We start from the raw sequence: 14,221 nt of genomic DNA, 5'->3' as shown, positions 1-14,221 counted from the left end.
ACCCGGCACAGAGCCACGACCGAACCTCTGACCCGAAAGTCGAACTGATGACCAACTCCGCTGTCTCTGACCTGATCGCCCGATCGAACAAGCTCGGCGCCGACCCGCGCAACACCAACTACGCGGGCGGCAACACCTCCGCCAAGGCCGCCGTGACCGACCCGGTCACCGGCGAGCCGGTCGAGCTGCTCTGGGTGAAGGGGTCCGGCGGTGACCTCGGCACGCTGAAGGAGTCCGGGCTGGCCGTGCTCCGCCTGGACCGGATGCGCGCGCTCACCTCCGTGTACCCGGGGGTGCGCCGCGAGGACGAGATGGTCGCCGCGTTCGACTACTGCCTGCACGGCAAGGGCGGTGCTGCGCCGTCGATCGATACGGCGATGCACGGACTGGTCGACGCACCCCACGTGGACCACCTGCACCCCGACTCCGGCATCGCGATCGCGACCGCCGCAGACGGTGAGGAGCTCACCGCGAAGATCTTCGGCGACAAAGTGGTCTGGGTGCCGTGGCGCCGGCCCGGCTTCCAGCTCGGCCTGGACATCGCCGCGATCAAGGAGGCCAACCCGCAGGCGGTCGGCTGCATCCTCGGCGGACACGGCATCACCGCGTGGGGCCAGACCTCGGCCGAGTCGCAGAAGAACTCGCTCTGGATCATCCGCACCGCGGAGAAGTACATCAAGGCGAACAGCAAGAAGAACCCGTTCGGCACCCGGCTGAAGAAGTACGAGCCGCTGACCAAGGCCAAGCGACGCAACCGGGCCGCCGAACTCGCCCCGCTGCTGCGCGGCGTCGCCTCCCAGGACAAGGCGATGGTCGGCAGCTTCACCGACGACAAGGTGGTGCTCGACTTCCTCGCCTCCCGCAACCATCCACAGCTGGCCGCGCTGGGCACGAGCTGCCCCGACCACTTCCTGCGCACCAAGGTCAAGCCGATGGTGCTCGACCTTGCCCCGGACGCGCCGTGGGAGAAGGTCACCAAGCGGGTGGAGGAACTGCACGAGGCCTACCGCGCCGACTACGCCGCCTACTACAAGCGGTACGCGAAGAAGGACAGCCCGGCGATGCGCGGCGCCGACCCGCTGGTCATCCTCGTGCCCGGTATCGGCATGTTCACCTACGGCAAGGACGCCCAGACCGCGCGGGTGGCCGGTGAGTTCTACGTCAACGCCATCAACGTGATGCGCGGCGCCGAAGGGCTGAGCAGCTATGCGCCGATCTCGGACAGCGAGAAGTTCCGGATCGAGTACTGGGCACTCGAGGAGGCCAAGCTGCAGCGGATGCCCGCGCCGAAGCCGCTGGCCACTCGGGTGGCGCTGGTCACCGGGGCCGGCTCCGGGATCGGCAAGGCGACCGCCGAGCGGCTCGTCGCCGAAGGGGCCTGCGTGGTGATCGCGGACCTGGACGAGGAGAACGCCCAGGCGGTGGCCGCCGAGCTGGGTGGCCCGGACAAGGCGATCGCCGTACGAGCCGATGTCACCAGCGAGGAGGACGTGAAGGCGATGGTCGACGCCGCCGTGCTCGCGTTCGGTGGTGTGGACCTGGTGGTGAACAACGCCGGCCTGTCCATCTCCAAGCCGCTGCTGGAGACCTCCACCAAGGACTGGGACACCCAGCACGACGTGATGGCCCGCGGCTCCTTCCTGGTCTCCCGGGAGGCCGCGCGGGCGATGATCAGCCAGAAGCTGGGCGGGGACATCGTCTACATCGCCTCGAAGAACTCCCTGTTCGCCGGCCCGAACAACATCGCCTACTCCGCCACCAAGGCCGACCAGGCGCACCAGGTGCGGCTGCTCGCCGCCGAGCTGGGCCCGCACGGCATCCGGGTGAACGGCATCAACCCCGACGGTGTGGTGCGTGGTTCCGGTATCTTCGCCGGCGGCTGGGGCGCCCAGCGTGCCGCCGTCTACGGGGTGGCCGAGTCCGAGCTGGGCGCCTACTACGCCAAGCGCACGCTGCTCGGTCGCGAGGTGCTGCCCGAGCACGTGGCCGCCGCGGTGTTCGCGATCGCCGGCGGAGAGCTGAGCCAGACCACCGGCCTGCACATCCCGGTCGACTCCGGGGTAGCGGCCGCCTTCCTGCGCTGATGGCGCGCTCCGGCGTCTTCGCCGCCGTCGATCTGGGCGCCACCTCCGGGCGGGTGATCCGCGCGGAGGTGAGCCCCGACGGCGTGCAGCTGGCCGAGGTGCACCGGTTCGCCAACGAGGCCACCCACGACGGCGGAGCGTTGCGGTGGAACGTGTCCGCACTTTTCGCTGAGGTACTCACCGGGCTGCGGGTGGCCGGCGCCGATGGCGACCTCGACGGCATCGGCATCGACTCCTGGGCCGTGGACTACGGTCTGCTCGACGCTGCCGGGCAGCTGCTCGCCGAACCGATCGCCTACCGGGACGAACGCACCACAGCGGTGATCGAGGAGGTGCACGCCCAGATCAGTCCCGAGCGGCTGTACGCCACCAGCGGCATGCAGTACCTGCCGTTCAACACCATCTACCAGCTCGCTGCCGAACGGCGTGGGCCGTTCTGGGACCGCGCGGCTCGGACACTGCTGCTGCCCGACCTGCTCGGCTACTGGCTCACTGGGGCCCAGGTCGCCGAGCTGACCAACGCCTCCACCACCGCCTTGCTCGACCAGCGCACCCGGACCTGGGCTACGGAGCTGCTCTCCGCCGTCGACGTGCCTGCGGACCTGCTCCCGCCGGTGGTGCCCCCCGGCAGCCTGATCGGCACGCTGACCGAAGACATCCAGGAACGCACCGGACTGGGACCGGTGAACGTGTACGCCGTGGGCTCGCACGACACCGCCTCGGCCGTGCTCGCCGTACCCGCCGAGCGGGAGGACTTCGCCTACATCTCCTCCGGCACCTGGTCGCTGGTCGGAGTGGAGCTGGAGCACCCGGTGCTCACCGAAGCCTCCCGGACGGCGAACTTCACCAACGAGCTCGGCGTCGACGCCCGCGTGCGCTACCTGCGCAACGTGATGGGGCTCTGGGTGCTCTCCGAGTGCCAGCGCACCTGGGCCGAAGCCGGGCACGAGGTGGACCTGCCCGCGCTGCTCAGCGAGGCTGCTGCCCTGCCCGCGCGGCGCACTGTGGTGGATGTGGATCACCCGGACTTCATGCCCCCGGGGGACATGCCGGCCCGGTTGGCCGAGCACGCCCGGTCCACCGGTCAGGCCGTGCCGAGCACGCCGGCGGAATTTGCCCGGTGCGTGATCGACTCCCTCGCACTCGCCTACCGTCGGGCGATCAGCGACGCGGTACGGCTCTCCGGCAAGCAGGTATCGGTGGTGCACGTGGTCGGCGGCGGCTCGCACAACGCGCTGCTCTGCCAGGCGACCGCCGATGCCACCGGGCTGCCGGTGCTCGCCGGACCGGCGGAGGGCACCGCCCTGGGCAACGCCCTGGTGCAGGCCCGCGCCGCCGGTGTGCTCAGCGGTGACCGCACCGCGCTGCGCGCCGTGGCCGCCCGCAGCGCCCAGGTGCGCCGCTACCAGCCCGATCCTGCTGAGCACCGCGCGTGGCGGGCTGCCACCGGTCCCAGCGTGTCCTGACGCCCACGCGGCCCTGATGCCCAGCGGCAAGCCGGGATCAGAGCGTCACGTTGAACACCAGTGGGGCCAGCGTGTACATCGCGATCATGGTCAGGACCAGGCCGATCACGTTGAGCAACCCACCGCCGCGGACCATCTGGCCGATCTTCACGTAGCCGGAGCCGAACGCGATCGCGTTCGGCGGCGTCGCTACGGGCAACATGAACGCGAAGGTCGCTGCCAGGGCGGTCGGGATCACCAGCGTCAGGACGCTCAGGTCGAGGCCGACGGCGACCCCGCCCATGATGGGCAGGAAGGTAGCGGCCGTTGCCGTGTTGCTGGTGAGCTCGGTCAGCAGCAGGACGACGGCGGCCACAGCGGCGACCAGCACCCAGGTGGGAACACCATCGAGGAAGCCGACCTGGTCGCCGATCCACTCGCTGAGGCCGGTGGCGGTAAACATCGCGGACAGACTCAGCCCGCCGCCGAACAGCAGCAGGATTCCCCACGGGAGCTTGGCCGCGCTGTCCCAGTCGATCACGGCGATGCCGCGTTTCGGTTCGACCGGGATGAGGAACAGCACCACAGCGACCGCCATCGCGATGCCGGCGTCCGAAATGTTCGCCAGCCACGGGAGCGCGCCGCCGATGCTCTCCGTGTCCGCGAGGAACGGGATGAATACCCAGGACAGGGCGGCGACGACGAAGACGACGGCGACGATCTTCTCGCCCCGCGACATGGAGCCGAGCTTGTGCAGTTCAGCGCGGATCAGCTCCCGCCCGCCGGCGATCTCCTTGATCCTCGGGCGGAAGATGACCTTGGTGAGGACGATCCACGCCAGGACGAGGAAGACCGCGGCGAGCGGCGCGCCGACCAGCATCCACTGTCCGAATCCGATCTCGATGCCGTGGTCCGCGGAGAGGTAGCCGGCCATCAGTGCGTTCGGCGGGGTGCCGATCAGGGTGGCGACGGAGCCGATCGAGGAGGCGTAGGCGATCCCGAGCATCAGGGCGGTGGCGAAGTTGGTGTCCCCCTTGCCTTTGCCCTGCTCCTGCACGAGCACCAGCACCGACAGTCCGATGGGGAGCATCATCACGGCGGTGGCGGTGTTGGACACCCACATCGTCACGAACGCAGTGGCCAGCATGAATCCGCCGACCAGCCGGGTCGGACTGGTCCCGACCGCGGAGACGATCCGCAGCGCGATTCGGCGGTGCAGCTCCCAGCGCTGCATCGCCAGGGCCAGCACGAAGCCGCCCATGAACAGGAAGATGATGTCGTTCGCGTACGGCGCGGCCACGTCTTCGATGGGTGCGACACCGAACAACGGGAACAGCACCAGCGGGAGCAGCGCCGTGGCCGGGATCGGGATCGCCTCGGTCATCCACCAGATGGCCATCAGGATGGCGATGGCGGCCGTAGCCGCCCCCGCGGTGGAGAGGGAGTCGGGCAGGGCCAAGAACACGAGGACCGCCAGAACCGGGCCGAGGACGAGCCCGATCCGGTTGCGCCGCAGCGACGTGCTCTCCTCCGGACCCGCCTGGTTCTGTCCCTCGTCTCGGGTCGTTGTCTCGGTCGACTCGTTGCTCGACATGGATGGGTCTCCTTTGCGCCCTACAGCACGTTATCGGCCAGTTTCACGGATCGGTCGGGCCTGTGACCCCCGGCGTTTCAGCAGGCCGCAGCGGGTGCCCGGCCCCCAGCTGCCACGCCGGGGCTGATCTCACGACGGCCGGAGCCAGATCAGCAGCTCGGTGTTCTCGCGGACGGCATCTTCGCTGAAGTGCAGCGGGAACGTCTCTCCTGCGGCCCAGGGGGTGAACAGGTTGCCGTAGTAGGGGCTCTCGGGGTCCCCCGACTGACCCGGGTTGTTCATGGCAATGGCCTGATCCCAGTTTCCCGGTTCAGCGATGTACCGCCACGAGGCGCCTTCGTCGGCGATGGTGTTGTTGACGACGAAGCGTTCCTCCGGCCCGATGTCGATCTGCCGGCGGGTGCGGAAGTCCACCAGGTCCGAGAGCGCGTGCCGAAGCTCTTGTTGGTTGTAGGCGCCGTACCGCCACTGGCTGGGATCGTCCCCCTGATCCTCGGTCAGCTTGTCGACGGCGTGGCGCAGGCTGGTCACGACCGCCTGGTCGCGCTTGGCTACGACGTCTCCGGTGAACCAGTCCTCGGGGTTCGCGACCATCTCGGGCACCAGAGTCTCGTGCGGGACACCGATCCGCTCCGCCGCCTGTGGATCGTCCACGGCCGCGCTGACCAGCGCCTGGCCGAGGAATCCTTCCCCGACGCCGGGCGCGCCGTGCAGTGCGGTCCACACATCGAACAGGGCCGCCGCGGCCGAGTCGTTGCTCATCTGGTAGTCCCAGTCCCGGAGCAGGGCGATCGCCTGCTGCACCTCCTGATCGTCGGTCGCGATGCTGCCGAGCTCGGCGATGATGCTGCGCGCCGGGACCGAGAGCCGGTCGCGCCACAGCTCGTTCATGCTCTGCACGGTGGCGTCCTGCACCTCAGCAAGGAGCTCTCGGGTGCGGGTGGCCCGCGCGGTCTGCAGTGCTTCGAACCCGATCTTGCGCTGCACGTACTCGTCCTGCGGGCCGTTCTCGAAGTCGTCGAACAGACGCATCTCGTTGTTGGTCTGCAGCCAGCCCCGATCCGGGTTGACGTTCACCGGCAGCTTGTCCATGGAGTAGAAGCCGTCCCACTCATACCGGCCGTCGCCCGGCACCGGCAGGAGGCCGTCCCAGTTCTCCCGCACGGGAGTCTTGCCGCCGGGCTTCCAGCCGATATTGCCCTCGACATCGGCGTACTGCTGGTTCTCACCGGGTGCGCCCCAGCGATTCATCGCCGCCAGAAACTCGTCCCAGTTCTGGGCCCGCATGTACTCGACGCTGCCGAAGTACGCTCCGGTGCCGGGTGCGCTCCACGCCGTACGCACCGCGAAGGCGACGTTGCGCTCCTCGTCCTCGTAGATCACCGGGCCGTGCCGGGTGAACTTCAGCGCCACGACGACCGGGTCGCCGCCCCGGACCTCGATCTCGACCTCCTCCGTCTCCATCGGCTCCCACCGGTCCTGATAGCGGTACTCGGTGGGGTTCTCCGGATTGGTCTCGTAGACGTAGAGATCTTCCTGATCGATGTCGAAGATCGTGAGGCCGAAGGCGATGTTCTCGTTGTGCCCCAGGGAAACGCCAGGGAGCCCCGGCTCACCCGCGCCGATGACGTTCATTCCCGGGGCACTGAGGTGCGCGATGTACCGCAGCGACGGCACTCCCTGTCCTCGGTGCGGGTCGCTCGCGATCAGCGGTCCGTCGGTCGCCGTGTGCTGCGGGGCCACCGCCCAGGTGTTCGACCCCTCCGCCGGGCGGCGGAAGGGGGACTGGGTGCCGGCGCCGTCGCCCGTCCCCTGGCCTGGGGCGGAGTGCGCGTTGCTCGCGGCCTCCCCGCGCTGCACGGTGTGCCCACGGAGGGTGGGCGAACCGAACTCCACCGCCTCCAGGTCCTCCTCCCGCAGCTCCACGCCGGCCGTGGCGAGGCGGTAGACCAAGAGCAGGTCCTCGGGATCATCGGGGAGGAGGTCGAGGTTCAACCCCTCCGGTAGCGCCGTCTGCCACCCGGCGGCAAGGGGGGAGCGGATGTCCTCGTACTGGAACCCGAAGTCCCGCACGAAGTATGCGCGCTCGACCTCGCTGGTCAGGTTGCCGGCAATCGCGTGACTGCGTACCCGCACGACGTCCTCGGGCTCCCAGTTCTCCGGTCGGTAGTCCAGGAACTCGAACTCCCACGGCAGCAGGCTCGTATCCTGCTCGGCCGCGGCGATGTAGGCGTTGATACCGGCCGCGTAGGACTGTGCGATGCGGCGGGCGTCACTGCCGTAGGCCAACCACTCCTCACTCATCGAGCCGCGGTACATGAATCGCCGGTTTGCTGCGTCCTGGTCGACGAAGGCCGGGCCGAAGCTCGCTGCAAGTCGCCCGAGGCCGCGCTTTCGCCAGAGGTCGATCTGGAACAGCCGGTCCCGAGCCGCATTGAATCCCTGCGCGAAGAACGCGTCGTAGTGCTCCTCTGCCGCGATGTGCGGCACTCCCGCGCCGTCTACCCGGATCTCGGCGGATCCGCTCAAACCGTCCACACGGTAGACGCGGTCGGGGGTGCCTTCCGTTGCTGGAGCCGCTGGTGCTGGGGCGGCGGAGGCGGAGCCAGCCGTGACCGACGGCGCGACCGCCGCGGCGGCGAGTGCTCCGGTTCCGGTGAGAAAGTGGCGGCGGCTGGGACGGAAATGGTCGCTCTTGGTCATGCAGATCGTTCCCCCAATGCGAATTGTGATGCAAGCCCCCGCTGCTTTTGCATCCCCGGCATCATTACTCGAGCATCCGGGCATCATTATTCGGATTTGGGGAAACTATCAGGACCCTATGGGCGGGTCAATGACGCGACGCGATGGCGCGGCCAGGCAGCCGCCTCAGCCAGCGACCACGTTCGCTAGTCCCCGGACGAGGGTGACCGTGGCCCCGAGGATGACCACGACGACGGCGACACGCCGCGCCGCCGCGGCAGTGACCCTGGCGGCGACCCGCCCCCCGATGACGACACCGAGAGGCACAGACCCGATGGCGGCGACGATGAGATACCACGGTGGCGCCGCTCCGTCTCCAGCGGCGCCCACCAGCGTCTTCGTCAGCAGCGACACCAGCCCCATGGTGAGGAAGATCGGCTGTAGCGTCGCGGCGAACGACCGCTGCTCCCACCGGGTCACGTGCGCGTAGGCGAGCAGCACAGCAGCGGCGACACCGACGCTGGTATTGAGGAAGCCGCCCAGCACCCCGGCCGCGAGGCCTGCCCGCACCGGCGGTACCTCCGGCAGGCGCGGCAGCAGCGAGATCACCGCGAGGGAGAGGATCAGGGTCGCACCGATGATGACCTCGAGCCACCCGGAACCGGCGGAGTGGACCAGCAGCGCCGCCGGCACGGACCCCACCAGAGCCGCCGGGGCGATGCGCAGATAGCGGTGCCAGTCGATGTCAGCCCGGACCGCGACGATGAGGAAGAGGGCGGAGACCACCGTCGTCATGTTGGTCAGCAGAATGCCCGAGACCGGGCCGACCGTGAGCGTCAGGGCCGGCGAGAGCGCGAGACCGGTGCCCATGCCACTGGTGCGCTGGAGCGTCACGCCGAACAGGACGGCTGCGATCACCAGCGGGATCGCGAGGTCCATCAGCGTGCTCCCTCCCCTCGTGGCCGGGTCCTGCGCAGCAGCAGTGACAGCACGATGACGATCCCGGTCAGCGTCAGGGTGAGCGTGAGGACGCCGGTCCAGTGTCCCCCGGACCAGACGAGACCGGCGACGCTGCCGAACACCGACGACCCGAGGTAATAGGCGAAGAGGTACACCGAGGCCGCCGGGCCGGGTGCGATCCCCGCCGCGTGCGCCCGGACCGGGACCCAGCCACTCGCGACACCATGGACCGCGAAGAAGCCACCGGTCATGACTGCGAGGCCGAGAATAATCGCGACCAGGTTGTCGGGCACGGTCAGGAGCAGTCCGGCGGCCAGGACGAGGCTCGCGATCGGCATCACCGTCCGGCGCGAGAACACGCCTGCGAGCCGTCCGGCGGCGATCGAGCCGATCGTCCCGACCGGGTAGACCAGAAAGACGAGTCCGACTGCTCCCAGACCAAGCCCGAACGGCTCGGCCACGAGTCGGAAGCTGAGGGCGTTGTAGGCGGCCACGAACGCCCCCATGCCACCACCACCGATCGCGTACAGCGCCACCAGCGCCGGATCCTTCAGCGCACCCCACATCAGGCCGGCGAGTCGTCCGAGCCGCGGCTGAACCGGGGTGAAGTTCCGGGAGGCGGGCAGCAGCAGCCGGACCACGAGCGCACAGCCGAGCCCGACCAGGGCGATGGCCCCGAGCGCCCACTGCCAGCCAGCTGCTTCGCCGATCCCGGCGGTGACCAGGCGCCCGGTCATCCCACCGAGCGCGGTGCCGCCGATGTAGAGCCCGGCGGCCCGCGCCGTCACCGTAGCGTGTAGCTCCTCTCGCAGATACGCGGTGGCGACGGCCGGGAGGCCGGCCAGTGCGATCCCCTGCAGCAGACGCAGACCGAGTAGCCCCTCCCACGTCGGGGCGAGCGCGCAGCCGATCCCCACCAGCGGCGCCGCCGTCAGGGAGAGGTGGATCAGACGGGTGCGCCCGTAGGCCTCGGAGAGGGGTCCGGCGATGAGGAGGGCAAGCCCGAGTCCGATCGTTGCCACCGACAGCGACAGGGTCGCCTCGCCGGGTGCGATGTCGAACGCGGTCGCAATTTCCGGCAGCATCGCCTGCGTGCTGTACAGGGTCGCGAAGGTCGCGACCCCGGCGAAGAACAGGGCGAGCGTGATCCGCAGATACTCAGCGTCGCCGGACCGGTACCCCCTGAACGGGGTCGGGTCCAGCGGAGCGCTCACCGGTCCAGTCTGCTCTTCGCGGCGTCAAACTGTGCACGACCGGCGTGGCGCGGGCGTCCTGGGTCAGGGCGTGCCGCGCTCCCGGTGCGCGGTGCCCCGGCCACCCGCTGGCTCACTCCTGCGGCAGCGCGAGCACGGTCACCGTCCGGCCGTCGGCCGACTGGGCGTGCACGTCCTCCCGGTCGGCGACGACCACGATCTGGTCGCCGTGGCTCCAGGTCCGCCACCAGTCGGCGCCGCGGACGGTCACGGCGTCACCGGTCAGCGGCCGCCGCCTGGTGGTGAGCGGCTTGGCTCCAGCCATGAACTCACCCACACCCTCGAGTGTGCGGCGCTGTACCTCGGGGATTCGGCCGGAGGCGTCCGGCCCGACGTTCAGCAGTAGTCGGCCACCGCGGGAGACGATATCGGCGTACAGCCGGGCGAGCTCACGCGGGGAGAGGGTGAGCGAGGCGTCCTCGACCTGGTTGAACCCGAAGGAGAAGCCGAGACCGCGGGTGTGCTCCCAGTTGCTCCCCGCCTCGTTGGCCACGTCATGGGCGTACTCGCTGGTGCGGTAGTCCCACACCGGGGCTCCCCACCGGTCGTTCACGATCCCGTCCGGCACCACCTCGCGGTAGTGGACAAGAAGCCGCTCCAGCGAGCCGTCCTCCTTACCCGCGTCCGGCCAGTTGATGTCGTTCCAGAGCACTGACGGCCGGTACCGGTCGATCAAGTCGGCGACGTGAGCACTCGCGTAGGCGGCGTAGTCGGCGCCGATCGGGCGGTGGGTGTCCAGGTCCTCGTCCCTGGTGATCGGCGGGTGCTCGGCGAACGCCCAGTCCAACCCGCCGGAGTAGTAGACGCCGAACCGCATACCGGCCTGCCGCGTGGCCCGGGCGAGCGGGTCGAGCAGGTCCCGGCGCGGTCCGGCGGCGACGGTGGTGGGCGTCTGGCTGCCCGGCGCGTCCCAGAGGCAGATGCCGTCGTGGTGCTTGGTCACGGGGATGACGTAGTCGGCACCCGCGCCCCGGAAGAGCCGGGCCCAGTCGGACGGGTCGTAGTTCTCCGCCTGCCACTGGTCCAGGAACGCGTGGTAGGGGCGGCCGCCGTGGACGGTGTCGTGGTGGGCCGCAGCCGGTGATCCGGGGATCCGGATCGTGTTCGCGTACCACTCGGCGTAGGCGTTGTGGGTGAACCAGGTCTCCTCCGGCACGGTGCCAAGAGCCCCGGTGGTCTCGGCCCATGCCGGCACGGAGTAGGCGCCCCAGTGCACGAAGATTCCGAGGCTCGCATCCTGGGCCCAGGTCGGCAGCGAGTCTGGATGGGGCATCGGTCGGCTCCTGTCAGGCGAAGGGTGAATGCCGTCATCCCATCACACCGGTCGCGCTCGCCGGCGTCTCGCGCGGCATCTGCGCCGCGCCGCCGAGAATTCCGTCCGCGATCCGGCCGGGTCCGCCCTGCTGGCCGCCGCCGTCGTCGTAGTGTGCGTGGTGATCGCACGCTGACACCCCCACCCGACTCGCCACCCGCTGGAGACGACGCACGTGACCACACCACGCAAGGAGGCACGCTGATGCCCCGTTACTGTTTCATCAACAGGGTCCGCCCGGATGCGCTCGCGGAGTACACGGCCGCACACGCCGCCGTCTGGCCGGAGATGCTCGAGGCACTCCGGGATTCCGGCTGGCGGCACTACCGCCTCTACCTCAGCCCGGACGGTCTGCTGGTGGGCCACTTCGAGGCCGACGACTACGACGCGGCGCAGGCCGCGATGGCCCGCACCGCGGTGAACACCCGGTGGCAGGCGAGCATGGAGAAGTTTTTCGTCGACCCCGGCAACCCGGACGAGGGCTTCGAGGTGCTGCCGGAGATCTTCAGCCTGGAGGACCAGCTCGATGCCGCCGGGCTGCCAACGACGTCTGCCTAGGGTCGGCGATCGCATCTGCACCATAGTGAGAAGTGCAGGTTCCTGCACCTGGATCGCACGGGGCAGGATCGTGCGCCTTCCCATCCCAACTGATGATCCAGACAGGGCGACGTGACCTGCTTCCTCTACGATCGCCGTCGATGGAGGACACAGCAATGACCGCTGAACTGACCTGGTACCCGCTCGGCGAGCCGCACGCACGCGGCTGGTCGAGGGAGGCGATGGAGCGCCGCTACGACCGGCTCCCGGCGCATGCCCGCGCGGTAGTGCCCGAGGTGGTCTGGGGGCTGAGCCGGCACTCCTCGAGCCTGTTCCACGAGGTCGAGACCGACGCTACGCAGATCCACGCGCGCTGGCAGGTGCGTCAGGATGCGCTCAGCATGGGCCACATGCCGGCCACAGCGGTCAGCGGTCTGGACCTGTACGGCGTCGACGGCGCTGACCAGCTGCGCTGGGTGGGGGTGGGGGTTCCGACCGGGCTGGAGTCCGAGGCGGCGCTCGCCGAGAATCTGGCTCCGGGAAGGCGGCGCTACCGGCTCTACCTTCCGTTGTTCAACGAGCTCGCCGAGGTGCAGCTCGGCGTGCCCGCCGGTGCCACGCTCACCCTGGTCGAGCCCGAACCGCTCCCGCCGATCGTGTACTACGGCACCTCGATCATCCACGGTGCCTCCGCCTCCCGGGCCGGGATGAGCCTGCCGGCGATCCTCGGCCGCCGGCTCGGCCACGAGGTGGTCGGGCTTGGATTCTCCGGCAACGGCAAGATGGAGACGGCGCTGGCCGAACTGATCGCCGAGATCGACGCTGCCGTCTACGTGGTGGACTGCGTGCCGAACATGGACGCCGCCCTGGTCCGCGAACGAGCGCTTCCGTTCCTGCGCGCGCTGCGCACCCGCCGCCCGGACACTCCCGTACTGCTGGTCGAGGACCGCACCCTCACCAACTCCTGGATCAGGCCGGACCGGCAGACGGCGCACGCGGCCGCCCGCGCCGAGCTCACCGCGGCCTTCGAGCAGCTGAGGGCCGAGGGCGGGACGAACCTGCTCTACCTCGGCCACGAGCACCTGCTCGGCGATGACGACGAGGGCACAGTGGACAGCTCGCATCCCACTGACCTCGGCTTCACCCGGATGGCCGACCGGCTGGAACCGGTGCTGGCCGACCTTCTTCCTGCCAGCTAGCACGGGAGTCTCAGCGCTGCGCGAGTCCCCGGCTGAGGTAGCTCAGCCGCGCCGCCACAGGCGTTAGCCGTTCGCCAGCACCCAGCCCACCGCGACCACGAGCACCAGGTAGCCGAGGAGCGCCAGCCCGAAGGCGCGTAGCCGCAGCGCGGCCGGGAAGATCCACGGCACCAGGCAGACCAGCAGGATGCCGGCGACGACCGCGAGGAAGGCGCCGCCGAGCAGTGCATAGCCGTGCGGGTCACCACTGCCGAAGGTGGAGGAGACCACCAGCCACAGGCCGGCCAACAGGGGCAGGGCGATGATTCCGGCGGCCACGGCTGCGATCACCCGGCCGGTGCTCCAGCCGACCCTGGGCGCGCCGGACTGCGGCGCCGGAGCTGGCGGGGATGCCGGGTCGGGCCCGCCGGTCGCACTCATGGCCTCCAGCATAGGTGCGGGGAGTGCGTGAGCGGCCGGCCATGGCGCGGCCTAGTGTGGTGGCATGTCCTCTCGCCGACTCCTCACCCTCGGCCACGGCACACTCGCCGCTGAGGACTTCCTCGCACTCATCCGCAGTGCCGAGATCACCCGGATCGTGGATGTGCGCTCATTCCCCGGCTCGCGGCGGAACCCGCAGTTCGGCCGCGAAACGATGGCCGAGTGGCTTGAGCAGGCCGGGGTCGACTACGTCTGGGAGCAGCGCCTCGGCGGTCGGCGGCGCGGTGTCGGCGAGCGGACGGCGCACCTGGGGCTGCGGCACCCGTCCTTCCGCGCCTACGCCGACTGGATGGAGACCGAAGAGTTCCGTGCGGGGCTGTCCACTCTCGCCGAGCCGGCAGCCGGGCAGAGTGCGGTGATGTGTTCGGAGTCGTTGTGGTGGCGCTGCCACCGGCGCCTGCTGTCGGACTACGTGGTGCTCGTGGAGCGGGCCGAGGTGCGCCATCTCATGCACGACGGGCGGCTCCAGGACCATCCCCTCACACCGGAGGCTCGATTGGTGGCAGCGGAGGAGACCGCCACCGGGCAGGCGATGGTGGTCTATGACGGCGACCAGCCCCCATTGTCTGCGTCCTCGCCGGCGTAGCGGGCAGGGAGGCGATGCGACGCACCCGGTGTCCGGACGGTGGCCGGTGGTGGCGACCTCGTGTCGATCATCACGTGGAAGCGGTGAAC

11 protein-coding genes are annotated in these 14,221 nt (G+C 69.7%); 5 read left to right on the top strand and 6 right to left on the bottom strand.

Annotated features, from left to right (window positions below):
• Positions 1-47 precede the first annotated feature (47 nt).
• Positions 48-2,084 carry a bifunctional aldolase/short-chain dehydrogenase gene (locus tag FU260_RS20385; protein WP_168211883.1) on the top strand — a complete coding sequence of 679 codons (2,037 nt, stop codon included), beginning with the start codon at positions 48-50 and terminating at the stop codon, positions 2,082-2,084.
• Positions 2,084-3,550, top strand: coding sequence for a rhamnulokinase (locus FU260_RS20380; RefSeq protein ID WP_147918711.1), 1,467 nt, complete (start codon positions 2,084-2,086; stop codon positions 3,548-3,550). The genes FU260_RS20385 and FU260_RS20380 overlap by 1 nt, the downstream gene beginning before the upstream one ends.
• A gap of 37 nt (positions 3,551-3,587) precedes the next feature.
• Here the strand turns inward: FU260_RS20380 and FU260_RS20375 are convergent, their stop codons facing one another.
• The 5 genes from FU260_RS20375 to FU260_RS20355 form a co-directional block, all read right to left on the bottom strand.
• Positions 3,588-5,123, bottom strand: a complete 1,536-nt coding sequence (locus FU260_RS20375) for an SLC13 family permease (protein WP_147918710.1) — start codon at positions 5,121-5,123, stop codon at positions 3,588-3,590.
• Positions 5,124-5,252: 129 nt separating this feature from the next.
• Positions 5,253-7,826, bottom strand: a complete 2,574-nt coding sequence (locus FU260_RS20370; protein WP_168211882.1) for a penicillin acylase family protein — start codon at positions 7,824-7,826, stop codon at positions 5,253-5,255.
• A 165-nt stretch (positions 7,827-7,991) separates the two neighbouring features.
• Positions 7,992-8,744, bottom strand: a complete 753-nt coding sequence (locus tag FU260_RS20365; RefSeq protein ID WP_147918708.1) for a TSUP family transporter — start codon at positions 8,742-8,744, stop codon at positions 7,992-7,994.
• Positions 8,744-9,979, bottom strand: coding sequence for an MFS transporter (locus FU260_RS20360; RefSeq protein ID WP_168211881.1), 1,236 nt, complete (start codon positions 9,977-9,979; stop codon positions 8,744-8,746). The genes FU260_RS20365 and FU260_RS20360 overlap by 1 nt, the downstream gene beginning before the upstream one ends.
• Positions 9,980-10,091: 112 nt before the next feature.
• Positions 10,092-11,291 (bottom strand): alpha-L-fucosidase, encoded by a 1,200-nt coding sequence (locus FU260_RS20355; RefSeq protein WP_147918707.1) that lies wholly within the window; start codon positions 11,289-11,291, stop codon positions 10,092-10,094.
• Positions 11,292-11,534: 243 nt separating this feature from the next.
• On the opposite strand from FU260_RS20355, the gene FU260_RS20350 reads away from it, so the two are divergent.
• Together FU260_RS20350 and FU260_RS20345 are read left to right on the top strand one after the other, a co-directional pair.
• Positions 11,535-11,888 (top strand): L-rhamnose mutarotase, encoded by a 354-nt coding sequence (locus tag FU260_RS20350; RefSeq protein ID WP_147918706.1) that lies wholly within the window; start codon positions 11,535-11,537, stop codon positions 11,886-11,888.
• 140 nt (positions 11,889-12,028) lie between these two features.
• Positions 12,029-13,066: an SGNH/GDSL hydrolase family protein gene (locus tag FU260_RS20345; protein ID WP_168211880.1), complete on the top strand. Its 1,038-nt coding sequence runs from the start codon at positions 12,029-12,031 to the stop codon at positions 13,064-13,066.
• A gap of 63 nt (positions 13,067-13,129) precedes the next feature.
• On the opposite strand, the gene FU260_RS20340 is transcribed toward FU260_RS20345, so the two are convergent.
• Positions 13,130-13,486, bottom strand: a complete 357-nt coding sequence (locus FU260_RS20340; protein ID WP_147918704.1) for a hypothetical protein — start codon at positions 13,484-13,486, stop codon at positions 13,130-13,132.
• A gap of 64 nt (positions 13,487-13,550) precedes the next feature.
• Here FU260_RS20340 and FU260_RS20335 point away from each other — a divergent pair, with 64 nt between their 5' ends.
• Positions 13,551-14,132: a DUF488 domain-containing protein gene (locus tag FU260_RS20335; protein ID WP_147918703.1), complete on the top strand. Its 582-nt coding sequence runs from the start codon at positions 13,551-13,553 to the stop codon at positions 14,130-14,132.
• Positions 14,133-14,221 lie beyond the last annotated feature (89 nt).

This window comes from Ruania zhangjianzhongii (assembly GCF_008000995.1).
Lineage (GTDB): Bacteria > Actinomycetota > Actinomycetes > Actinomycetales > Beutenbergiaceae > Ruania > Ruania zhangjianzhongii.
The sequence above is the reverse complement of the archived record's forward strand: the minus strand, read 5'-3'. Positions and strand labels throughout refer to the sequence as shown.

Excerpts from the sequence above, each read along its gene's own strand:
- FU260_RS20375 (WP_147918710.1), bottom strand. The coding sequence starts at position 5,123 with ATGTCGAGCAACGAGTCGACCGAGACAACGACCCGAGACGAGGGACAG.
- FU260_RS20365 (WP_147918708.1), bottom strand. The coding sequence starts at position 8,744 with ATGGACCTCGCGATCCCGCTGGTGATCGCAGCCGTCCTGTTCGGCGTG.
- FU260_RS20340 (WP_147918704.1), bottom strand. The coding sequence starts at position 13,486 with ATGAGTGCGACCGGCGGGCCCGACCCGGCATCCCCGCCAGCTCCGGCG.
- FU260_RS20355 (WP_147918707.1), bottom strand. The coding sequence starts at position 11,291 with ATGCCCCATCCAGACTCGCTGCCGACCTGGGCCCAGGATGCGAGCCTC.
- FU260_RS20350 (WP_147918706.1), top strand. The coding sequence starts at position 11,535 with ATGCCCCGTTACTGTTTCATCAACAGGGTCCGCCCGGATGCGCTCGCG.
- FU260_RS20345 (WP_168211880.1), top strand. The coding sequence starts at position 12,029 with ATGGAGGACACAGCAATGACCGCTGAACTGACCTGGTACCCGCTCGGC.
- FU260_RS20335 (WP_147918703.1), top strand. The coding sequence starts at position 13,551 with ATGTCCTCTCGCCGACTCCTCACCCTCGGCCACGGCACACTCGCCGCT.
- FU260_RS20385 (WP_168211883.1), top strand. The coding sequence starts at position 48 with ATGACCAACTCCGCTGTCTCTGACCTGATCGCCCGATCGAACAAGCTC.
- FU260_RS20380 (WP_147918711.1), top strand. The coding sequence starts at position 2,084 with ATGGCGCGCTCCGGCGTCTTCGCCGCCGTCGATCTGGGCGCCACCTCC.
- FU260_RS20370 (WP_168211882.1), bottom strand. The coding sequence starts at position 7,826 with ATGACCAAGAGCGACCATTTCCGTCCCAGCCGCCGCCACTTTCTCACC.